The organism is Cupriavidus sp. 10L45 (assembly GCF_056395225.1).
Window position 1 is genome coordinate 168,316 of sequence record NZ_JBFTJC010000002.1, and the last position, 22,143, is coordinate 190,458.

General features: G+C 65.7%; 18 protein-coding genes. 10 read left to right on the top strand and 8 right to left on the bottom strand.

Features of this window, described 5'->3' with window-relative positions; translation table 11 throughout:
• Nucleotides 1-28 precede the first annotated feature (28 nt).
• The 6 genes from AC1DFU_RS04260 to AC1DFU_RS04285 all read left to right on the top strand — a co-directional run bounded on the left by AC1DFU_RS04260 (nucleotide 29) and on the right by AC1DFU_RS04285 (nucleotide 6,850).
• The gene (locus tag AC1DFU_RS04260) at nucleotides 29-1,582 is read left to right on the top strand and encodes an AMP-binding protein (RefSeq protein WP_441591221.1); all 1,554 of its coding nucleotides are present in this window, start codon (nucleotides 29-31) and stop codon (nucleotides 1,580-1,582) included.
• Nucleotides 1,583-1,591: 9 nt separating this feature from the next.
• A complete protein-coding gene (locus AC1DFU_RS04265; RefSeq protein WP_441591222.1) occupies nucleotides 1,592-2,767 on the top strand; it encodes an acyl-CoA dehydrogenase family protein in 1,176 nt (391 codons plus the stop codon).
• A gap of 49 nt (nucleotides 2,768-2,816) precedes the next feature.
• Complete coding sequence (locus AC1DFU_RS04270; protein ID WP_441591223.1) at nucleotides 2,817-3,815, top strand: tripartite tricarboxylate transporter substrate-binding protein; 999 nt, start codon at nucleotides 2,817-2,819, stop codon at nucleotides 3,813-3,815.
• 109 nt (nucleotides 3,816-3,924) lie between these two features.
• Nucleotides 3,925-4,536 (top strand): TetR/AcrR family transcriptional regulator, encoded by a 612-nt coding sequence (locus AC1DFU_RS04275; RefSeq protein WP_092294060.1) that lies wholly within the window; start codon nucleotides 3,925-3,927, stop codon nucleotides 4,534-4,536.
• 146 nt (nucleotides 4,537-4,682) lie between these two features.
• Nucleotides 4,683-5,651, top strand: coding sequence for a Bug family tripartite tricarboxylate transporter substrate binding protein (locus tag AC1DFU_RS04280; protein WP_092294058.1), 969 nt, complete (start codon nucleotides 4,683-4,685; stop codon nucleotides 5,649-5,651).
• Between the two features lie 8 nt (nucleotides 5,652-5,659).
• A complete protein-coding gene (locus AC1DFU_RS04285; protein ID WP_441591224.1) occupies nucleotides 5,660-6,850 on the top strand; it encodes a M24 family metallopeptidase in 1,191 nt (396 codons plus the stop codon).
• Between the two features lie 15 nt (nucleotides 6,851-6,865).
• On the opposite strand, the gene ggt is transcribed toward AC1DFU_RS04285, so the two are convergent.
• Nucleotides 6,866-8,491 carry a gamma-glutamyltransferase gene (gene ggt / locus AC1DFU_RS04290; RefSeq protein ID WP_441591225.1) on the bottom strand — a complete coding sequence of 542 codons (1,626 nt, stop codon included), beginning with the start codon at nucleotides 8,489-8,491 and terminating at the stop codon, nucleotides 6,866-6,868.
• 2 nt (nucleotides 8,492-8,493) lie between these two features.
• A complete protein-coding gene (locus tag AC1DFU_RS04295; protein ID WP_092294053.1) occupies nucleotides 8,494-9,477 on the bottom strand; it encodes a tripartite tricarboxylate transporter substrate binding protein in 984 nt (327 codons plus the stop codon).
• A gap of 119 nt (nucleotides 9,478-9,596) precedes the next feature.
• On the opposite strand from AC1DFU_RS04295, the gene AC1DFU_RS04300 reads away from it, so the two are divergent.
• A complete protein-coding gene (locus tag AC1DFU_RS04300; RefSeq protein WP_441591226.1) occupies nucleotides 9,597-10,541 on the top strand; it encodes a LysR family transcriptional regulator in 945 nt (314 codons plus the stop codon).
• Between the two features lie 191 nt (nucleotides 10,542-10,732).
• On the opposite strand, the gene AC1DFU_RS04305 is transcribed toward AC1DFU_RS04300, so the two are convergent.
• The gene (locus AC1DFU_RS04305) at nucleotides 10,733-11,377 is read right to left on the bottom strand and encodes a glutathione S-transferase (RefSeq protein WP_092294051.1); all 645 of its coding nucleotides are present in this window, start codon (nucleotides 11,375-11,377) and stop codon (nucleotides 10,733-10,735) included.
• 118 nt (nucleotides 11,378-11,495) lie between these two features.
• Here AC1DFU_RS04305 and AC1DFU_RS04310 point away from each other — a divergent pair, with 118 nt between their 5' ends.
• Both AC1DFU_RS04310 and AC1DFU_RS04315 read left to right on the top strand, forming a co-directional pair.
• On the top strand, nucleotides 11,496-12,062 hold the full coding sequence (locus AC1DFU_RS04310) for a TetR/AcrR family transcriptional regulator (RefSeq protein WP_441591227.1): 567 nt from the start codon (nucleotides 11,496-11,498) through the stop codon (nucleotides 12,060-12,062).
• 132 nt (nucleotides 12,063-12,194) lie between these two features.
• A complete protein-coding gene (locus tag AC1DFU_RS04315; RefSeq protein WP_441591228.1) occupies nucleotides 12,195-12,539 on the top strand; it encodes a hypothetical protein in 345 nt (114 codons plus the stop codon).
• A 416-nt stretch (nucleotides 12,540-12,955) separates the two neighbouring features.
• Here AC1DFU_RS04315 and AC1DFU_RS04320 read toward each other — a convergent pair whose 3' ends face one another.
• Nucleotides 12,956-13,615, bottom strand: coding sequence for a carbonic anhydrase (locus tag AC1DFU_RS04320; protein WP_092294045.1), 660 nt, complete (start codon nucleotides 13,613-13,615; stop codon nucleotides 12,956-12,958).
• A gap of 491 nt (nucleotides 13,616-14,106) precedes the next feature.
• Here AC1DFU_RS04320 and AC1DFU_RS04325 point away from each other — a divergent pair, with 491 nt between their 5' ends.
• Nucleotides 14,107-17,982, top strand: coding sequence for an autotransporter domain-containing protein (locus AC1DFU_RS04325; RefSeq protein WP_441591229.1), 3,876 nt, complete (start codon nucleotides 14,107-14,109; stop codon nucleotides 17,980-17,982).
• A gap of 189 nt (nucleotides 17,983-18,171) precedes the next feature.
• On the opposite strand, the gene AC1DFU_RS04330 is transcribed toward AC1DFU_RS04325, so the two are convergent.
• Genes AC1DFU_RS04330 through AC1DFU_RS04345 form a run of 4 tightly spaced genes read right to left on the bottom strand, consistent with a single transcriptional unit; the run spans nucleotide 18,172 to nucleotide 22,133 of the window.
• Nucleotides 18,172-18,957: an ABC transporter permease gene (locus AC1DFU_RS04330; protein ID WP_441591230.1), complete on the bottom strand. Its 786-nt coding sequence runs from the start codon at nucleotides 18,955-18,957 to the stop codon at nucleotides 18,172-18,174.
• On the bottom strand, nucleotides 18,947-19,705 hold the full coding sequence (locus tag AC1DFU_RS04335; protein WP_092294039.1) for an ABC transporter ATP-binding protein: 759 nt from the start codon (nucleotides 19,703-19,705) through the stop codon (nucleotides 18,947-18,949). Before AC1DFU_RS04335 ends, AC1DFU_RS04330 begins: the two co-directional genes overlap by 11 nt.
• Entirely contained in the window at nucleotides 19,702-21,045 is a 1,344-nt protein-coding gene (locus AC1DFU_RS04340; RefSeq protein WP_441591231.1) for an acyl-CoA thioester hydrolase/BAAT C-terminal domain-containing protein, read from the bottom strand. Before AC1DFU_RS04340 ends, AC1DFU_RS04335 begins: the two co-directional genes overlap by 4 nt.
• Nucleotides 21,042-22,133 (bottom strand): ABC transporter substrate-binding protein, encoded by a 1,092-nt coding sequence (locus tag AC1DFU_RS04345; protein ID WP_255370788.1) that lies wholly within the window; start codon nucleotides 22,131-22,133, stop codon nucleotides 21,042-21,044. The genes AC1DFU_RS04340 and AC1DFU_RS04345 overlap by 4 nt, the downstream gene beginning before the upstream one ends.
• Between the last annotated feature and the right edge of the window lie 10 nt (nucleotides 22,134-22,143).

The following is a 22,143-nucleotide window of genomic DNA, read 5'->3' on the forward strand; positions in this document are numbered from 1 at the left end:
CAAAAACCAAGCCATCAAGGAGACACCCATGTCCTTCGCCTATTTCCTCAGGCGCGCGGCGCGTTACTGGGGCGATAACCCCGCTGTGCTGTACCGAGACCGCGTGCTGACCTATCGCCAGCTTGAAGACCGTTCGACCCGGCTGGCCAACGCGCTGCTGGCGCTGGGCCTGCGCAAGGGCGACCGCGTGGCGATTCAGTCACGCAACTGCCCCGAGATCGTCGAGATTGAATGCGCGCTGTACAAGGCCGGGCTCGTCAAGGCGGCGCTGAACCCGCGCTTCACCGCCGCCGAGGCTTCCGACGTGGTGGAGAACTGCACGCCGCGCGTGATGATCGTGGGGCCCGGATATACCGGCTACTCGCGGGATACCCAAGGCTTTGGCAGCGTGGAGCACTTCTTCGCCATCGAGACCGGGGCACCGGGCCATGGTGACTATGAGTCGCTCGTGGCCGGTGGCGGCATGGCAGCGATCGACTACACGCCGCACCCCGACGATCTGGCGGTGCTGCATTTCTCCTCGGGCTCCACGGGCAAGATCAAGGCGGCCATGCAGAGCTATGGCAACCGGCTGGCGGCGCTGCGCAAGATGATCCTGACCATGGACCGGCCCGCGCGCCCCGGCGACCGCCTCGCGCTGATCGGCCCAGTCACGCATGCCTCCGGCATGCTGATGCAGCCGTACCTGTTCCTCGGCGCCACGCTGGTGTTGTTCGAGAAGTTCGAGCCCGCGCATTTCCTGGCCGAGGTCGCGCGCCTGCAGTTGACCCATGTCTTCATGGTGCCGGCGATGATCAACATGTTGCTGGCCGAGCCGACGCTTGCCACTGCCGACCTGAGCAGCCTCAAGACGCTGGCCTATGGCGCCGCACCGATGGCGCCGGCGCGCATCCGCGAGGCGTGGCAGCGCATCGGCCCGGTGCTGTCGCAGGGCTATGGCGCGAGCGAATCGACGTCCGGCGTCACGCGGCTTTCCACGGTCGACCATGCACTGGCCATCGACGAATACCCCGAGCGGCTGGCGTCCTGCGGCCGCGCGCTGGGCGAGACCGAAGTCCGCGTGGTCAACGAGCGCGGCGAGGAGGTCAGCGGCGAAGAGATCGGCGAACTGGTGATTCGCGGCGCAGACGTGTTCCAGGGCTATTGGGGCGAGCCGGCGTTGACCAGCGAGGTGCTGGTCGATGGCTGGCTCCATACCGGCGATCTCGCCCGCGTGGATGCGGAGGGTTATATCTATCTCGTCGACCGCAAGAAGGACATGATCATCTCGGGCGGCTTCAACGTCTATCCGAACGAAGTGGAGGCCACGCTGTACCAGCACCCCGACGTGATGGAGGCGTGCGTGATCAGCGTGCCGGACGATACCTGGGGCGAAAGCGTCAAGGCTGTCGTGGCGTTGTGGCCGGGCCGGCAGGCCAGCGCGAACGAACTGATCGGCCATTGCCGCGCGCGCATTGCGGACTACAAGTCGCCGCGCTCGGTGGACTTCGTGGCGGAACTACCCAAGAACGCCAGCGGCAAGCTGGCCCGCAAGCTCGTGCGCGAGCAGTACTGGGCCGGCGGCGGCCGCCGCGTGAACTGAGGAGTGCTTATGTTCGACCATCTGACCAATCCGGTGCTGATCGATACGCGGGCCGCCGTGGCGCGCTTCATCGACGATGAACTGCGCCCGCTCGAACAGGAGCTCGGTCTGGGCACTGAAGACCCATGGCCGCGCGAGGTGCTGCGCAAGGTATGGCGCCGTTCGAGCGAACTGGGCCTCTACGCCGCCTGCCTGCCGGTAGAACTTGGCGGAAAGGGACTCAACATCCAGGAGCAGTGCGCGCTCAAGGCCGACCTTGCCGCCAGCGGCGCGGTACTGGCACCGCACGTGCTGGGCGATCTGGGTGGCCCGCCCCGCGTGGGCAATATGCTCAAGTACGCCACGCCAGACCAGGTGGCGCGCTACTTCCGCCCGGTGATCCGGGGCGAGAAGTCCACTTGCTTCGCGCTGACGGAACCCCATTCCGGATCTGACGCGCAGAGCATTCGGACCACCGCCGTCGCAGATGGCGACGATCTGGTCGTCAATGGCCAGAAGCACTACATCAGCGGGGCACCGTTTGCGGACTTCGCCATCGTGATGTGCGTGACCGATGCAAGCACCACGCCGCCCGCGATTACCGCAGTGCTGGTCGACCTTGACCTTCCCGGCGTCACCGTCGAACAGGCCTACGTGCCGATGTCCGGCCAGCATATCGATGCGGATATCCGTTTCGAGAACGTGCGTGTGCCGCGCGCCAACATCTTCGGCGGGGAAGGGCGGGGCTTCAAGCTCGGCATGTCGCGCATCAACGTGAACCGACTGCTGCATTGCCCCTCGATGCTCGGGCTGGCGACGCGCGCGTACGAGGCATCGGTCGAGTACGCGGGACAACGGCGGCAGTTTGGCGGTCCGATCGCGCGCTTCCAGGCCATCCAGCATATGCTGGCCGATATGGCGGCAGCGCTGTGGGCCTGCGAGAGCATGATTGCGCAGACGGCGATGCTGGCCGATGCCGGCGCCGACCTGCGCATGAAGGCCGCCGCCTGCAAGCTGTTCGTGTCCGAGCGCTGTTTCGAAGTGGCCGACAAGGCCGTGCAGATCCACGGTAACGTGGGCGTGACACGCGGACATCCCGTGGAGCAGACCTGGCGCAAGCTGCGCATGTTCCGCATCTTCACCGGCACCAGCGAGATCCAGCGCAACACGATTGCCAAGGCGATCCTCGATCCCGCTGCTGCCTGAACGCAGACCGGTGACGCGGCCCAGACCGCGCGCCTATCAGGAGACAACCATGAATCGTCGTCAATGGCTTGCCAGCGCAGGCGCCGCCGCCGGCGCCGCGGCGCTGGGCGGCACGTTTGGCCGCGTGGCGCTGGCCGCCGCACCGTATCCCAGCCGGCCCATCCGGCTCGTCGTGCCGTTTGTCGCGGGCACCGCGCCGGATTCCATCGCCCGAACCATCTCGGCCGAACTCGGGCCGGTGCTGGGGCAACCGCTGGTGGTGGAGAACGTCGGCGGGGCCGGCGGCATCATCGGCGCGCGCGCCTTGAAGCGGGCGGCTCCCGATGGCTACACGCTGGGCGTGCTGGCCAACCAGCACGTGATCAATGTGCACCTGTATCGCGAACCGCCCTACGATCCGTCGCGCGATTTCACGGCGATCTCGGCGCTGTCGGGCGGGCCCGTGGTGCTTGCCGTGCCGGCTTCGTCGCCCTACAAGTCGGCCCGCGAACTGATCGACGCGATGCGCAAGAGACCCGGCGCGCTGAACTATGGTTCGGGCGGCAAAGGCAGTGTGTCGCATCTGGCGGTGGAAACGCTGCTGCATGACACGCACACGGAAGCGGTGCACATCCCGTACAAGGGCGCCAACGAAATCCTCACCGCGATGATCAGCGGGCAGACGCAGTTCGGCATGCCTGTGCTCAGCACGGCCGCGCCGATGATCCGGCAGGGACAGGTGCGCGCGCTGGCGGTGTCCGCGGCGGCGCGTTCCATACATTTTCCGGAAGTGCCGACGCTGGCGGAATCGCTACCGCCCGGCTTCGTGCTCGACAACTGGAGTGGACTGTTCGCGCCAGCGGGCCTGCCGGCCCCGATCGCCAGGCGGCTGTTCGAGGCGGTAGCCGCCTTGCAAGCCAGCGGCAAGCTGGACGCCACGATGAAGGCCAATGGCGGGGAGATTCGCAAGAGCGCCTCGACTGCACAGTTCGCGGAGCTGGTTGCAGCGGAAACCTCACGCTACGGGGCGCTGGTGACGAAGATCGGGATGAAAGGCGAGGCTGGATAGCGATCAGCGTGGCGCTGCGGCCAGGCCGACGAATGAAGAGAGCGCTGCCGTCTTGTACTGCATGGTACATTTTGCACCCCGCGCCCTATTCCTGACTCCGAAGCCAAGGATGCCAAAAACCAAAGCCTCGCCGCCCGACCGCTCCGCTAGCGAGCAGGCCATTCAATTGCTCGATGCGGCAACCGTGCATGTTCTCGAGAACGGTCTTGGGGATCTGTCGTTGCGCAGTGTGGCGGATGCACTGGGAACCAGCCACCGGATGCTCATCTACTACTTTGGCTCCGCTGACGGCTTCTGGCAGGCACTGCTGTTCCGCGTGCGGCATGCCGAGCAGCAGGCACGTGAGCAATTGCACGTGGATGGACTGGATGCGGAAGCGACCCTGGTGGCGGCATGGGAGCGCTACTCCGCGTCGAGCTATCTGCCCATCATGCAGTTGCTGTTCGAAATCTACGGAAGAGCTATCCGGGATCGTGAACGCTTCAGCGGCTTTCTTGACGATGTCATTGGTAGCTGGACCGCCGTGATTGCCGAGCGATTGCAGCAAGCCATGCACATCAGCGCGGAAGAGGCGCGGCTGTTCGCACGCGTCGAAGTGGCGACGATTCGCGGCCTGCTGCTGGACCTGATCACGACGGGCGACCGCAAGGGCACCACGGCCGCGCTCAAGTACTTCGCCAGCAAGATGACCTCGCCTGGAAAGTCGAAGAAGGGCGCGTAGCCCCGACCGACCCCCGAAGCACTCTCACCCGACACCGTCGTTGCGCGCTCGCGTAAACCCCAATTTCGTCCCATCGTGTACCACATGGTACATTTCGGTCATCGTCGCTAGCGGTAGCGACGAAACAGATGATTTCAGGGTGCGAGATGAACGTGCAAAAGTTATGGGGATGGACTGCTGCGGCGGTTGCGTCACTGGCGCTGTCGGCCACCGCCGGCGCGCAAGGTTTTCCGACCAAGCCCATCCGGTTGGTAGTGCCGCAGGCGGGTGGAACGGGCAACGATGTGTTGGCACGCGCACTGGCCGAGAAGCTCGGGCAGGCGTGGAAGCAGCCGGTTGTCGTGGAGAACAAGCCAGGCGCCAACGGCACGCTGGCCATCTCGTACGTACTGGGGCAGCCGGCCGATGGCCACACGCTGTTCTTTGCCGGCGTGTCTAACCTGGCCTTCAATCCCTTCCTCTATCCGAAGCTGCCGTACTCGCCGACCAAGGACCTGACTGGCGTGGCCATGCTCGCCAACTCGCCGTTCGTCTTCGTCGCGGCTCCATCCCTGCACGTGCAAACGTTCCAGGATTTCGTGCGCATGGCCAAGGCACGGCCCGGCGAGATCAGCTTTGCGTCCGGGGGCATCGGCAACTCCACGCACCTCGCCATGGAACTGGTGGCGGAGCGCACCGGCATCAAGATGCAGCACGTGCCTTTCAACGGGACGGGGGGATCGACCAGCCTGATGAATGGACAAACGCCCGTGATGATGAACGTCGTGGCGGGTGTGCAGCCGTTCATCGTGGGCAAGAAACTGCTGCCCTTGGCGGTCACCGGTGAGCGGCGCCTGACTGCGCTGCCGACGGTGCCTACGTTCAAGGAGCTGGGCTACGACGTCGAGGTGCCCGGCTGGTACGCGATCGTGGCGCGGGCCGGCACGCCGCCGGGGGTGGTCCAGCAGATCAACGCGGATATCAACCATGTTCTTGACGATCCGCAGTTCAAGGAAAAGCTGGGATTCCAGTTTCTGGATGCCATCAAGGGCCCGCCTTCGGAAGTCGAGCGCTATATGAAGCGCGATGCCGACGCGTGGGGCCCCACCATTCGCCGTCTCAACATCTCTCTCTAGGCCACGACATGCCTCATCTGACCAACGCTGTACACGAATACCGGCTGTCGGCCATGCGACGCCTGATGGACCGCTTGCGCGTGGATGCCCTGGTGTTCGGCACGCCCGACTTCTTCCAGTACGCAACGAACTTCCAGCTCGATGTGTGGCCTTGGGAGCGACCGGTGTTCGTTGTCGTGCCGCGTAACGGAGATACGTTCGCGGTAATGAACGAGCTCTCCACCAACCACATGCGCTTCGCCACGGAGAAGGGCACGGTCTGGCTGTCGGACGTGACCTACTATGCCGAGCACCCGCGTGTGGCCAACCGTCTTGCCTTGCCGTCGCAACTGCCGGAGGTGGTAGCAGGCTTGTTGAGCCAGAAGGGGTTGGCGATGTCGCGCATCGCTGTGGACGTGCCGCATCCCATTCTGGCCGGGGCGCAGCGCCACCTTCCCGAGATGACGTTGCGACCGGCGCTTGCCGAGATGCGCAGTCTCCGGTGGGTCAAGCATGAAGAGGAACTCCAGAACATGCGGGCGTTGGCCGGCCTGACCGACTGGGTCCAGGATCGGTACCGGGAGAACATTCGCCCCGGCCGTCTGGTTCAGGAACTCGACCACGCCATGGCGGCGCTCATGGTGGAAGAAGCGGCGAGGCGGTTCCCCGGCGAGGACTTCGAGATCCTGAAGTGCTGGACCCTCACCGGCGCTGCATCCGCTTCCCCGCACGGCGATGGCGCCTCTTGCGGCGCGCGCATTGCGAAGGGCGACACCATTGTCAACCTCGTACTCCCGAGGCTGAACGGGCTCTACGTCGAGAATGAACGTACGTGGTTCTGCGGCCAGCCGAGCGACGAGCAGGCGAAGTTCTATCGTGTAGCCGCGCAGGCGACGGACGCTGCGGTGGCCGCCGCCGTGGTCGGCCGGCGCGTCTGCGATATGGATGCCGCCGCGCAGGCCGTGATCGAAGCCGCGGGATGCGGGGAATTCGTCTTCCACAGGACCGGCCACGCGGTGGGCCTCATGCTGCATGAGTACCCCGAAGACATGGCATTCAACACGCGGGCACTGCTGGCCGGGGAGGTCTATTCGGCCGAGCCGGGCCTGTACGTCTACGGTCTCGGCGGCTTCCGCCTGGACGACACCGTCATTGTTGGCGATGCGCCTGAGGTGATCGTCCAGACGCCGAAGACGTTGGCGTACGCCACGGTTGGGTAGCGCGCCGCATCTGCCCTACATCAACGATTCCACCGAGTAGGCGACGCCATCGCGTCCGGGGTCGGCGCCGCCTTCCAGGCGGCCGTCGCTGAGTCGCACAGCGTGCACCCAGCCGATGGTGTAGTTGTAGGGATTTCGGATGACTTCGTAGCCGCGTTGCTCAAGTTGCCGAGCCACTGCCCGCGGTACCCGATTGCAGATGTCGATGGCGTTGCTGGTCGACGAGAACCGGGGCGCCGACACGGCCTCCTGCATCGTCATGCCGCGATCCACCACGTTCAGGATGGCTTGCAGCACGCCCATGGCGATCTGGGTGCCCCCGGGCGCGCCGAGCACGATCTCCGGCTTGCCATCCCGGAACACGATGGTCGGGCAAGACGACGTGAAGCGGCGCTTGCCCGGCGCGATGCTCCCAGCCCGACCGGGCCGGGGATCGAACACGCCCATGCAGCCGTTGTACATGAACCCCAGTCCGGGTGTGATCGCCCCGGCCGGCATGGCGAGCGAATGCGTCAGCGACACGCAGTTGCCATCGCCATCGACCACCGAGAGATGCGTGGTGTCGCGCGGCACCGCATGGCCCGGATTGACGCGCGTCACTTCGACACGCTGCCCGCTACGCACCGCGTCGGCCGTTGCCGCCGCCCGCTCGGCCGACAGAAGATAGTCGAGCGGGACGTCGACATAGGCGGGGTCGCCGATATGGCGGTCCTTGTCGACGGTGGCCTGCTTCATGATCTCGCACAGAATCGTGATGTACTCGGGCGAGTTGTGCGGAATGGCCGCCAGGTCGAACTGTTCGAGCGCGTGCAGCATCTCCAGCAACATGGCGCCACCGCCGGGGGGCTGGTTCGTCGCCACGACGCGGTCGCGGTATCGACCGAACAGCGGCTTTTGTCGGACCACCTGATAGTCATCGAGATCCGCTTTCGAAATCAGGCCGTCATGGCGCTGCATGTCTTCGACGATCGCAGCAGCAATTTCACCACGATAGAAATCGTCGGCACCGACGCGACCGATCCGCTCCAGCACGTTGGCCATGTCGGGATTGACGATGGGCGTGCCAACGGATTTGGGACTGCCATCCGCCTTGCAGTAGAGCGTACGGCCCGATGCGCTGAAGGCCAGCCGCTCCCGGTTGCTGGCGCGGCCCAAGGTGGCGTCGTCGTTCCAGAAGGCATACATGCCGGGGCGGACGAAGTAGCCGTGCCGCGCCCAGTCGACGGCCGGGGCGACCACTTCGGCCCACGGCAGGCGGCCGTGCGCGGCGTGCATCGCCTCGAGTCCGCGCAGCGTGCCCGGGGTGGCGACGGACTGATAGCCGATGTCGTTGAGGCGGTCCTTGATGAAGAAGCCGAAGCCGTCGCGGGCTTCGCCTTCGAGCAGGTCGGCCCACATGTCCGGTCGGGCATTGCCCGGCGCGGTCGCGTGGAAGTCGAAATACTCATGCACGTTGCTGCCGGGCAGGTAGACCGCTGCGGTGCCGAATCCGGCGATACCGCACATCAGCGGATCGACCACGGTCTGGGCGAGCGCGCACGCCACTGCGGCGTCGATGGCGTTACCGCCGGCTTTCAGGATCTCCGCGCCCGATTCCGCAGCTTCCGGCTGCGGGCACACCACCATTCCACGCGTGCTCATGGTCAGTTCGCCTTGAAATCGACGTCGGACATCGCGCTCTGCAGCCGGGCGGTGTCGCGTTCGGTCAGTTGCATCAGCAGGTTCGACGGTCCCGGCATCGGGATCACCTGCATCGTCTTCATCTTCTGAAGCACGGCGCTGTCGGTCAGGAATTTTTGCGAGGCGGCGTGCAGGCGGCGGATCGTTTCAGGCGGTGTGCCAGCCTTGGCAGCAATCCCCATCCAGCCGAGGTCGTCGAACCCCGTCAGGCCCAGCTCGGATGCGGTGGGCACGTTAGGCAGTTCGGGGACGCGTTTCGGCGAGAACAGCACCAAGGGAACCAGCTTGCCGGCCTGAATCTGCGGCGTGGCGGTGGCGACGGTGGGCGCCATGACCTGGGTCTGTCCGCTGACCGTCCCGACGATGGCATCGGGCTCGCCCTTGTAGGGCACATGGGTCATGCGGAGCTTCTGGTTCTTCTGGAACAACTCCACGATGACGTGCGTGGAATTGCCCTTGCCCGACGATGCGAAGTTGATCGCGTCGGGCTTGGCCTTCGCCATCGCCTCAAGGTCCTGCAGGGTGCGGATACCGGATTGCGGATTGGCGACCAGCACGAAAGGCGTGGTCGTCAGCACTGCCACCGGCGCGAAGTCGACTTCAGGCTTGTAGGCAAGCGGCGCGTAGGCGAACTTATTGAGCACCATCTGGGACACGCCGGCCAGGAAGAGCGTGCAGCCGTCGGCAGGTTGGCCGAGCACGTACTTCGCCGCGATGACGCCGCCAGCGCCAGCCTTGTTCTCGACGACGACCGTCGTGCCCAGTTCCCGCCGCGCGGTTTCGGCCCACATGCGTGCCAGCGTGTCGGTGCCACCACCGGCCTGCTGCGAGACCACCAGGCGGATCGGGCTGGTGTTACCGGCCTCCCCGCAGGCCCAGGCCGGCCCCGTGGCGCCCAGCGCCAGCGCGGCAGCCAGCATCGTCCCCCGAGTGGAGATTTTCCTCATGTCGTATCCTTATCTTCAGTCGTGTCGTGGTTGCAGTGCGGCCGCTGCTATCGCATTATTGCCGCGACTTCCCGGTCGTCGCCAATGAAAACTTACGAACCTACTATGAGGAAATGCTCATGCAGTCACCGCAAGACGCCGTAGCGTGGGCCCGGCGGTTGCGCATGCGCCATCTGGAGTCGTTCCTGGTACTGATCGAGGCGGGGACGCTGACGCTGGCTGCCGACCGGCTCCACATGACCCAGTCGGCCGTCTCGCACTGGCTCAGCGAGATGGAGGAACTGGTCGGCGCCCGGCTCGTGCTACGGGGCAAGCAGATGCGGCTGACGCCAGCGGGCGAAGCCGTGCGCAAGCTGGCGCTGCGCGTGCTCGGCGAAGTCAGCCGGACGAATGACGAACTCGTTTCGCTCGAACGAGGCGAGGTGTCGCGGCTGCACATTGGGAGTGTGACGGCGGGGATCGCCCATCTGCTGCCGCGTGCCATCCTCGCGTTCCAGAAAGACGAAGGCAACGTGGCCTTCCAGGTGTCGGAGGGTGTCTTTAACAGGCTGCTGAGCCAGCTCGAAGAGCGCGAATTCGACCTGATCGTGGGCTCGATAGATGCACGCGCCTATGGGCCGACGCTTGAGCACGAAGTGCTGTTCGAAGACGATATTGCGATCGTGGTCGGACCCGACCATCCGCTCTCGAACGCCACCCAGATCGACTGGACGGACCTGTACGCCTATCCATGGGCCATGCCGCCGCGCGATACGCTGATGCGCGTGCGGCTGGAAAACACGCTGCTGGAGCGGGGCGGTGCGGGAATCGTGCCGGCATTGGAGACAGGATCGGTCATGGTTCTCGAATCCATTCTCCATGCCAGCGATTATCTGGGCGTCTGCTCGGGCGCCATGGCCCGGCACCTCGTGGCCCGCTCGCTGGTACGCCGCCTGCCCCTGACCGACGTGGGCTCGTTCGGCCCAGTCGGCGTGGTGTGGCGACGTGGCGGCCAGGATGAAACGCTGGTGAAATTCGTCTCGATCCTGCGGCGCGAAGCGAAGAGGACGATGCAGGGGGAGTAGGAAAGCGTGTGGACGATCAGCCCGTCTGCCGAATCGGGGCGGCAGTCAGCGCATCGGCGAATTCATGGTTCACGTCCCGGTGACCAATTTCAATACACCTTTAAGAGCGACGACACAACGGCGCCGGGTGGACCCCCGCAGCTGGGCGCGCCGAAGTAACGCCGGCGCGACTTGACCGGAGGGAGACGCGGTCAGGCCGGATGGCTGACCGATGGTCGCGCATCCATCCTGGCCCGCCATGCCATCAGATGAACGCATTCGGCCGGCACCGGAATCTCGGCAAAGCCCGCGAACAGAAGCCCCGCCCACACAGTGATATCGGCCATCGAGAACGCGTCACCCGCCACATACGCTTGCTTGGACAGCACCGCGTTGAAGTAGCGCATACCGGCCTCGGCCTTCTCGCGCTGGCGATTGCCCCATTCCACCCGTCCGGTCCAGTCCGGACTCTTGTAGGGCTGCAACCCGGCGCCTAGCCCGGGCGTCGCGTGATGGAAATAGATGCCTACCGCATCGATCAGTTCAGACTCAGCGCGCTTCTGCATCATATGGATGACGCCCTTCTCCTTTGGCGTGCGGCCGGTCAGCACCGGCTTGCCATCGAGATTGTCGAGGTATTCCGTGATGGCCGTGCATTCTGCAATGTACGTGCCATCGTCCAACTGCAGCACCGGAACGGTGCCTGTGGGATTGATGGCCAGGAAGGCTGGCTGCTTGTGCTCGGCGGCGGGAAGATCGATCTTCACGAAAGTCACGCGGTCGGCCAGCGATTTTTCAGCGAGAACGATGCGGATGCGCAGCGGATTAGGAAAGCCTGGGATGTCGAAGATTTTCATTTTGTGCCTGTAGCGCGCGTTCTTGGGTAGCTTACCTATTGATAAGTAGGCAGATCCTAAAGGCTCATTCGCACCGCGTCAAGCTTACTTAGCGCTAAGTCATTTAGTACAATGCGGCATGGCTTCGACAGACACCAAACAACGCATCTTAGAAATAGCCCGAGGACTGGTCCAAGCGCAGGGCTATAACGCGCTCAGCTTCCGCGACATTGCGGCTCGGCTGGGCATAAAAGGACCCGCCGTCCATCACCATTACCCCACCAAGGGAGATCTCGGCGCAGCCTTGGCGCGCGAGTACACGGATTCAGGCGCGGAGATGCTGGAACAGTTGCTCAAGACATCCGAGGATCCGACGGTACTGCTCGACGCTTATGTGGCGATCTTTCGGGCCGCGCTGCTGAACGGCAACCGTATGTGCCTCTGTGGAATCATGGCAGCGGAACAGGAAGCCCTGCCTGAGGCCGTGCGCTCGGAAGTGGGCCGTTTTACCGATGTCAATATCGCGTGGCTCATGCGAGTGGTGGAAATGGACGATCCACTTGCGGGCGTGCAGAAGCGCCGCCAACGCGCATTGGCGATGTTTGCCGCCATCGAAGGCGCGCAACTGGTGGCGCGTGGGCGCCGGGACATCGGCCTGTTCGATAACGCGGTTATGGGCTGCCGCCAGGCCGGCCTCATTCCCTAGTCGCCTGAACCGCCCGCCGGCGCGGGTTAGGCTTGACCATCCACGGTCGGAGGCGAACACGATGAAGGCGCGCGACTTGGCATGGTGGTTGCAGGAATCGCTAATTTCGATGCGCAGGACACGGAGGATGAAATGTCCACGATCACGGCGAGCTTTTCTAATCAATCTTCTGCAGCCAGTGCCTGTCAGGCTTTGCGAGACACTTATCCCGGCCTCGCCGTTAGCGTCCAGCTTTCACAGAAATCGGTGGGCGAGGAGGGCGAGCAGGGAGTTTTACCCGCACTTCGCAGCCTGATTGTGGAAATCGTAGGCGCTCAGAGCCCGGAGGCCCACGAGGACTCAGATGGCGATTGCGCGAGATTGATCGTCACCGGCGTGGACCTGTTGCAGTTGGAAGGCGTGGAGGCCCTGCTTTGGAAGCATCGCCCAACCGTGATCAATGAATCGACCGAGAGAGCAGGCCATGACGGTAAGTAGAGTGGTCCTTCGTGCGGCTGTGCCTATCTTCGCCCCGGCACTGGCGTTTCTAGTGGGAATGGCTTGGGCAGCTTGGCAGCGGCGGAGGCACACACACGCTGGATGGTGAACGAAGAACGAGCGTGCCGCGACCTATGGGCCGCCGGCAATATCTACAATTCTCCCCTCCATCGCTGCGCAATTTTCGATTGGCGTTGACGGTATGGGAAATACCCTCCTGGCCAAGTCGCGCCGCATCACCGTCAACGCCGACTGACGGCACACGCCGGCGGACGCTCACGCGTCTCGCCGGTGTGAACCGAATGTCGAGGACATCCTGGAGTTTCGTGTCGAATGGCTAACACTCGGCCGCCACCGTACACGCCTGCGCTACGATATTCCTGGCACCTTCCTACTGGCGCGAAGGGAGGGCGCAGTCATACGCTTCTGTGGTGATGGGAAGTCACCGCAACTGTCGTCGGCGACTCGGCCAACGGCACGAAGCGTCGGGTCGTGCCGTCCAGTGCGTCGATGCTACCTGCCTCGATGTCGTACACCCAGCCGTGCAGATTCAGTCGTCCTTGCTCGAGGGCTAGTGCCACAGAGGGATGCGTGCGCAGATTCGCAAGTTGCGCGATCACGTTTTCGCGCACGAGCCCGTCGAGCTTGGCGCGGGGCGTGTCGAAATGGTGCACCGCGTTGATGGCTTTGGCGGCATCCGCATGGCGCAGCCAGCTCGCAACCGCCGGGAGATGGTCAAGACACGTGCACCGCGAAATGGCGCCCATCGCGCCGCAGTCGGAGTGGCCGCATATCACGATGTCTTTTACGCCCAGCACCGCGACCGCATACTCGACGGTGGCCGAGACCCCGCCGGGTTCTGGACCGTACGAAGGCACGATGTTGCCGGCATTGCGAATCACGAACAATTCGCCCGGTTCACGTTGCGTAAGGAGTTCAGGCACGACGCGGCTGTCCGAGCAGGTGACGAACAGCGCCTTTGGATGTTGCGTCGTCGCGAGTTGCTTGAAGAGCTCAACGCGTTGCGGATAGACCTCTCGCTGAAAACGCAGGAAGCCGTCGATGATGTCACGCATTTGCGTTCTCCACGTCGAAATAAGAGATGCAGGCACACGCCGTTCCATTCGTCGCGCCGCGGTCGTTATTATGAACTGGGATTGGGGACTAGCCGAAGGGCGACGGACCGGGGACTCGAAAGAAGTGTCGCGGCCAGCCTCGCTGTCCGCCTGGCGATCCACGCGGGAGGCACCTTTGCGCATCTAGCCGTGAATGCGCATCGGGCGTGCGGGACGCATGAACGTTAACCTCGAAGCGCGGCTTAAAACATATGGGCTGTTGTTTTGAGGCATATCTGCGGTACTCAGGCGTATCTTTCTATTCGCAAAATTGCGAAAATCCCGCCCCGAGGGGGCCATCTCGTGCACCGTTTCGGCTTTTTGCCGATGCCACTGATGTTCGCACGGGCGCCCGCCTGCACATTAAAACAATGAAAGCGCACGCATAGGCGGCAAGCCGCTGGTCGCCGCGCAGGGAAAAGGGTCGCCGGCCTGGCCGGCCGCAAATTCGCATGACAAGAGATTCGAGCCTCACCGCCGGTGAACAGCCGTGCCTGCGCGCCATTGCCGGCGCTGTTGCCATCCTCATGATGTCCCTTTCCGGGTCGCCGGCGCAGGCCGCTGGCGGCAATGGTGGCGCCGGGGGCTACAGCTTTAACCTGCCGGGCGGGTTGGGCGGCGTCGCTTCGGGCCAGGCTGGCCAGAGTGGGCTGACCGTGCCCGATGGCGACGGCACCGGCGGCGGGGGCGGCGCGCGCAACGCGGCCGGTGGGGCGGGCGGCATCAACGCGTCCCAGGCGATGCCGCGGGGGCTGGCGGGCGCAGCGGGTACCGCGCCGGGCCAGGGTGGTGGCGACGGTGGCAACGGTAACTTCGACAATGCCTCGTACGCAGGTGGCGGCGGCGGTGGCGGCGGGGGTGGCGCGGATGGCATGGTGATGGGTGCCGTGCCGACCACCATCTCCACCGGCGTGTTCGGCGGCAGTGGTGGCAAGGGTGGCAACGGTGGCGATGACGGCTATTTGCCGGTAGCGTATCAGGGGGGCGGCGGCGGCGGTGGCGAAGGTGGGTACGGCCTGATCCACGCGGGCGGTACCGAGATCGTGGTGAAGGCGGGCGGCGGGGTGTCCGGCGGCCGGGGCGGCAATGGCGGGAACGGCGGCGGGTCGAAGCCGATCGCGGGCCTCCAAGGCGCGGGCAACGGCGGCGACGGCGGTGTCGGCATGTTGCTGACCAGCGCAGCCACGGTACATATCGAAGCAAATGCCGTGGTGGCGGGTGGCAATGGCGGGACCGGGGGCAACGGCGGCGACGGCGTCTACGATTTCTACGGCAGCGTGGGCGGCAAGGGCGGCATGGGCGGCAGCGGCATGGAACTGGCCAGCGGCTCCACGCTGCTGAACGAGGGCACGATCAGGGGGGGCGCGGGGGGCGCGGGTGGCCAGGGTGGCATGAACTTCGATGGTTCGCCGGCCGCGAACGGCACTACGGGTGCGTCCGGCGTGGGCGTGCGCGGCAGCAACCTGACCATCGTCAACAAGGGGACCATCGTAGCAAGCGGCCCCGGCGCGGCGGCGGTCCAGTTCACGGGCGGCACGAACCGTTTCGAGTTCTGGACCAACAGCTTCGTGGGGAGCATCGAGGCCTACGGCACTGACGACACGTTGGCGCTGGCTGGCGACACGGGCGCTGCCACGCTGACCGGCGGCATCGGCAACGCCGGCCTTTATCGTGGCTTCGAGCATTTCGAGAAAATCGGCGCGTCGGTCTGGACCCTCGCCGGTAGCAACACGGATATCACGAGCTGGCAAATCCTGGGCGGCACGCTGGCGATTTCGTCCGACGCCAACCTTGGGGCGGCAGCTGGCACGCTCGGGCTGAACGGCGGCACGCTGCGCACCACCGCAGCCATGACCACCGCGCGCGCCACCACGCTCGGTGCCGGCGGCGGCACCTTCGAGGTCACGAATGGCACGCTGACGCACAACGGTGTCATCGACGGCCCCGGCGGCCTGACCAAGACCGGCAACGCCACGCTGGAACTGAACGCCGTGAACGCCTATGCCGGCGGCACGCAGGTCAGCGCCGGCACGCTGATCGCCAACGTCAACGGCGCGCTGGGCAGTGGTGCAGTCAGTGTCGCTGGCGGCGCAACGCTGCGCCTGAACGGCGGCTTCGACCTGGGCGGCCGGCAGGTGGTCAATCGATCCGGCTACATCAACCTGTACGGCGCCGGCACGCTTGGCGATGCCCAGGTGACGAACCTCGGCGGGTTCACGTACCTGCTCGGCAGCAGCACGGCGGCCAATGCCACAATCGTCAACAACGGGGGCGTGATGTCCTTCCAGGAAGGCAGCACCGGCGGAAACAGCCAGGTCACCACCCGCAGTGGCAGCTATACCGAGTTCTGGGGCTGGAGTACCGCCGGCAACGCCTCGCTGGTGGCGGATGCGGGCGGCTGGGTCGATTTCTCGGGCACATCCGGTCCGGCCTTCGACCACCGGATCACCGCCGGCGCCATCGCGGGGGCGGGGCGCTTCCAGCTCGGCCAGAACGTCTTGACCGTGGGCAGCAACAACACCTCCACCACCGTGAGCGGCACGATCGAGGATGGCGGGGCCGGTGGCGGCACCGGCGGCGGTCTGATCAAGATCGGCACCGGCACGCTGACGCTGAGCGGCACGAATACCTACACCGGTGCGACGAAGGTGAACGCGGGCACGCTGGCCGTGAACGGCAGCGTGGCGGGTGCGGTCACGGTCAACAACGGCGCCACGCTGGGCGGCGCCGGCAGCGTGGGCAGTACCGTGATTGCATCGGGCGGCACGCTGGCACCGGGCAATTCCATCGGCACGCTGACCGTCATCGGCGACCTGACGCTGGCCGCCGGTTCGACCTATCGCGTGGAAGCCGACCCGGCCTCGTCGGCCAGCGACCGCGTGGCGGTGAGCGGTACGGCCACACTCGGCGGTGCGGTGGTCCATGTCGGCCCCGACGGCAACTTCGCGTCCACGCGCCGCTACAGCATCCTGACGGCCGGGACGGTGCAGGGCCGCTTTGCGTCGGTAAGTTCGAACTACGCGTTCCTTGACCCGACGCTGACATATGGCCCCAACGAGGTCACCCTGGCACTCGCGCGCAAGGACGTGACGGACCCTGTATCGCCCGTCTCGCCGGTCGATCCGGGCACGGGTGGCGGCGCAGGTGGCGGGATTGGCGGAGCCGCCCCGCGCCCGATGCGCTTTGCCGACGCCGCGGTCACCGGCAACCAGCGTGCCGTGGCCAACGCACTGGAGACCCTGTCGGACAGCAACCCGGTGCACGAAGCCGTGGTGACGTTGCCCGAGGGCGCGCCGCCGGCTGTCTTCGACAGTCTCTCCGGGGAGGCCCACGCCAGCGTGGCCACGGGTCTGATGACCCTGGCCGGTGGCGCACGGGCGCTGCCGCTGGCGCATTTGAACGACAGCCTGTCCGCCGGCATGCTGCCCGGCGCGCCCATCGCCCAGCTAGGCGGCCCCCTGCCGGCCGCAGCGCTGCCCATTTCCGCCGCCCAGCCGCTCTGGGTGGAGGTGCTTGGCAACTGGCAGAATTTCCATGGGAGTGCCGATGCGGCGCGCGCGCGCCAGCAGACTGGCGGCTTCTATCTCGGCGGCGACGGGGCGGTGGGGCAAGACTGGCGCATCGGCGGGGCGTTCGGCTACGCCAACAGCACGCTGCGCGTGAGCGAACGGTCCTCGCGCGCCATCACCGATTCCTTCAGCGCCACGCTATATGGCGGCCGCGCCTTCGCGCTCGGCGGCGGCAAGCTCAAATGGCTGTTCGGCACCGCCTATAGCTGGCACGACGCCGACACCGACCGGCAGGCCAGCCTCGGGGGCAGCACGGTCCAGTCCCTGACGGCCAGCTATCACGCCAGCACGGCGCAGGTCTTCACGGAAGCCGGCTTCGCCATGCCGCTATCGGCGGCAACCCAGCTCGAGCCGTATGCCGGCGTGGCCTGGAGCGACACACGCACGCGCAGCTTCGCGGAGACGGGCGGCTCGACGGCCCTGCACAGCCCGGGCGACAGCAACACGCTGACCACCACCACGCTCGGCCTGCGCACCAGCGCGCGCGTCCAGTTTGGCGGCACCGACGCGGCGTTCTACGTCGGGGCGGGCTGGCGCCACGCGTTCGGCGACGTACACCCGGCCACAACGCTGGCGTTCGACGGCAGCCAGCCGTTCACGGTGACGGGCGCCCCGATCGCCCAGAACGCGGCCCTGGCCGAACTGCGCGCCGATTTCGCCATCTCGCCCATGGCCACGCTCGGCCTGCGCTATACCGGGCAGTTTGGCGGCGGCAACCAGGACCATACCGGGACGGTGGGATTGCGGTGGAGGTTTTAAACATCGTGCTTCGGTGGATCACCAGCTGATTGCCTAAAATCCCATAGAGCACCGATTGTATTTCCCTTGCGCGGCGCATTGCACTCTGGCGCAGGTGTCGGCTGGAGTGAGACAACGATCCGTCGACCGGTTGAATCCACGGCCGATCTCGGACGCACGCGGTCTGTTGGTCTAGATTTCTCGCCGCTGCTATCGGCCCCGTACCGTCGGATGCCAGAAGACGACGCGCCGGTGGACGGCCCGAACCCCCTCTACGCCAATGAGCCCTGTCAGCGCAAGCAGCAATACGCCCGCGAACATCGTGGCCGAGTTCATGCTGACCGACGATGACGCAATCAGGAAACCCAGCCCCCGCTGCGCGGAGAGGAATTCGCCCACCACGGCGCCGATCAATGCCAGCGATACGCCGATCTGCAAGCCGGAGAAGATGTCGCCCAGCGTTGCCGGCAGCTTTACGTGCCAGAGCAGGAAACCGCGCGAAGCGCTGAAGGCGCGGCACGCTTCGAGCAGTTCGGGATCGGTGCGCCGGATGCCGTTGACCGTGTTGACGAACAGCGGAAAGAAGCAGACCAGGGCCACCAGCACAATCTTCGATGCTGCGCCAAAACCGAACCAGACCAGCAGGATGGGTCCCAGCGCTACCTTCGGGGTGGCTTGCAGGCCCACCAGCAGAGGGTAGACAAAGCGTTCGAAAGTCTCGGATTCCGCCAGCAACGCGCCGAGTACCACGGCCAGCACGCTGCCCACCGCAAAGCCGGCCACCGTATTGAGCAGCGTGGCGCCGATATGCGGCCACAGCGTGCCCGTGAAAAAGCCATCTGCGAGCGAACGAAACACCGCCTCTGGCGGTGGCAGCAGGTAGTCGGGAATCCGAAGCCATCGTACGGCCTGATCCCAGGCGAGCAGCAGCAGGCCGATGCTGATGGCGGGATAGACCAGTGCGGGCAGCCGCCGGGCCACGGTGTCAGTGGGCATTGAAATGTCTCCGCAGATGCTGGGTGAGCGTGGTGAACTCCGGATTGTCGAACGTGTCGAGACTGCGCGGGCGCGCCAGCGGATTTGGCAGTGACTCCACGATGCGGCCAGGGCGGGGCGACATGACCAGGATTCGGTCGGCCAGGAACACGGCCTCGGGAATGCTGTGGGTGATGAATAACACCGACTTGCGCTGGACGCTCCAGATGTCCTGCAGCGCGAAGGTCAGGGTCTCCCGGGACAGCGCGTCCAGCGCGGCAAAAGGCTCGTCCATCAATAGCAGTGCGGGGTCAGGTAGCAGCATGCGCGCGATGCCGACGCGTTGCTGCATGCCGCCCGACAGCTCGAACGGATAGTTTTCGGAGAAGGCGGTCAGGCCGACAAGGTCGAGCAGTTGATCCGCACGGGCCTTTGCGCGGGCAGGGTCCAGTCCCTGCGTGCGTGCTGACAGCAGCACGTTTTCGCGTACGCTCTTCCAGGGCAGAAGGCTCGGCTTCTGAAATACCACGCCGGTGCTGCGGCTGGGCCCCTCGACGGGCCGCCCATTCAGTGCGATGTGTCCGCGCGTCGGTGAAAGCAGGCCGGCGGCAAGGCGCAGCAGCGTGGATTTTCCGCATCCCGAGGGGCCGAGCAAGGCGACGAACTCGCCTTCACCGATCTCCACATCGACGTCGGACAGGGCCTCGGTCTGGCCGGAACGCGTCGGATAGGTCAGACCCACGCCGCATATCGAGAGTGCGGCGCTCATGACGCGGGCGCTCCCACAGCATGACCGCTTGCCGACCGCTGCTCGGCGTCGGCGAGGAAATTGACCACCCGTGCCCAAGAGATGGCGCTCGCCCTGGCGTTAGCCATCGCGGTGCCACCGCCATCGAGCAGCAGGCCGGCCACCGGGTGCGGCTTTGCGATCAGCGTTGCGGGCAACTGCGGTAGCCCGATTGCGTGTCCGGCGCCTTCGCCGCGCACGTGCTCTACGGGCGCCCCGTTCTTGCGCTGGCCCAGTACATCGGCCACCTGCTCACTGTAGAGCGTGGATGGCCAGAAACCGTCATCGGTGCCCGATATCAGCAGAACGGGTCCCAGGATGTTTTCCACGGGGATGCGGGCGCGTGCCATGGCCACGGCGTTGCGCAGCGGTGTATGGAAAGCGGCTGCCTGACGTACCGGTTGGCCGGGTGCGGGCGGATGATCGAACGCGTGCCAGTCGGCGTCGGGGTTGTCGCGCCAGACATTGGGCAGCGGCGCGCCGCGCCATGTCCACGCGGTGGCATCGCGTGGCTTGTCAGGATGGCCCGCGCGCAGCGTGCCATGCACCACAGCGCTGGGTACGTACGCGACGACGGCCGAGACCAGCGCAGGGAAGCAGGACGCCAGCAGCAGCGCGAGTTCACCGCCGCGCGACACGCCTGAAATCGCAACGAATCCGTGCCGGGGCGCCAGGCGATCGTGCATCCAGCGTAGCGCGGTTTCGAAGTATTCGAGCGGTGTGTCGTCGATATGATCTGGCCTGCCCGGTGCCTTGAAATAGCCAAGCGCCAGCGCCGCGTAGCCGTGCGAGGCGTACAGCGCGGCGCGTTGTTCGTGCATCCCGCCGCCCGAACCGGCAAGCACCAGTACCGCCGGATGCGGGCCGGGGCTCGCCGGGGTGTAGAGCGTGCCACTAAGCCCCGCTTCGCGTACCGGCCGATGCGTGACGCCGGGCGCCAGGAACCGCAAGGTGTATTGCGCGCGCGCCTGTGCGCCATATTGGCCCGTGGCTGTCAGCGCGATCTCTAGCGGTGCGGTGCCTTCGCTCCATGCCGGGCGCGTGGGGGCGCGCAGCCGCCGCATCGCCCAGACCGGAGCGGTGGCGTCGGCAACGATCCAGTCGCCGCTGACTGGAGCCGTGGCGCTGACCGAGACCGTGCCGTCGGCATCGGCAGTCAGCATGGCCTGGCTTTCCCACTGGCTGCCGTCAGGATGGTTCAAGGTGGCGGCCAGGGCCACGCATTCGTCGCCGTTGAAACCTCGCAGCGTGATCTCGCGCGGCACATCCACCAGCGCGTCAGCCGGCGCGATATCGATTCGCGCGTGCAGATGCCGGGTCATTGGGCTGCCTTTGCGCGACGTACCAGCGCGGCGCGATCGAAGTCGCTGAACGCCTGGACAAACTCGTTCGAGAAGATCTTCTGTACTGGCACGTCGGCGCTGGGATATTCGCCGGCCTTGGCCATGGCATCGATGCCGCGCTGGATGGCCGGCAGATCGTACTGGCCCGGCACGCGAAGCGTACCCGACGGCGTGTAAAGCACGCGTTTCAGCCGGCGCGTCAGCAGTTCGGACGCCTCGGCGAGCTGCCTGGCTTCGTCGCCGGCCGGTCTGGTCTCCGGATGCTGCTGCCAGAACGCTTTGACGCAGAATGCGGGATTCGCCTCGCAAACGATCTGGGCCTGGGTGTAGGCGCGGCCGAAGCGGCGCACCAGGTCGGGCTGGTCGCGCAGGGTATCGACGTGCGCGATGAAGCCGTTCCCGGCCGTCTCCTGGAACACCGCCGGATACGCGATGCGCCGGATCCTGGTGCCGGAGAACTCGAGCATGTCGTCCCAGCTGCTGTTGAAGTTCAGCGCATCAACGCGATGGGTGCGCAGCGCCTGGAACCCCGCTCCGAGCGCGCCCACTGCCACGTACTCGACGTTCTTGCCCGGCTCCAGGCCTGCGATGCGCAGCGCCGCGCGGCCGCCCGGAATCGTGCCCCATGTCAGCGCGCCCACGCCGATCTGCTTGCCCTTGAGGTCGGCCAGGGTGCGGATCGGCGAATCGGCCAGCACGGCAAACTCCATCGTATTGCCTGGGACCCCGTTATAGAAATAGCGCAGTGGCAGCGGGTCCTTGCCCGAGAAATAGCTCGCGATGACCGGTTCCGATGTTGGATAGCCGAACGTCACGCGCTTGCCCGCCACCTGGGGCAGCAGGGCGCCAGCACCCTGGAAGACGATCGTCTTGACGCTAAGGTTGGCCTCCTTGAACAGGCCCAGCGCTTCGGCGGCGGCATACGGCGCACCGTCGTGGACAGCCGGGGGAATGGCCAGCGCCACCGTGACTTCATCGAGCGCCTGGGCCGAGGTGGCGAAGAGAGCGGTGGTGCCGAGCGCGGCGAGGATGGCGCCGGCGCGCGCCGGCTTGCAGAACAACATCATGGACTCCTGC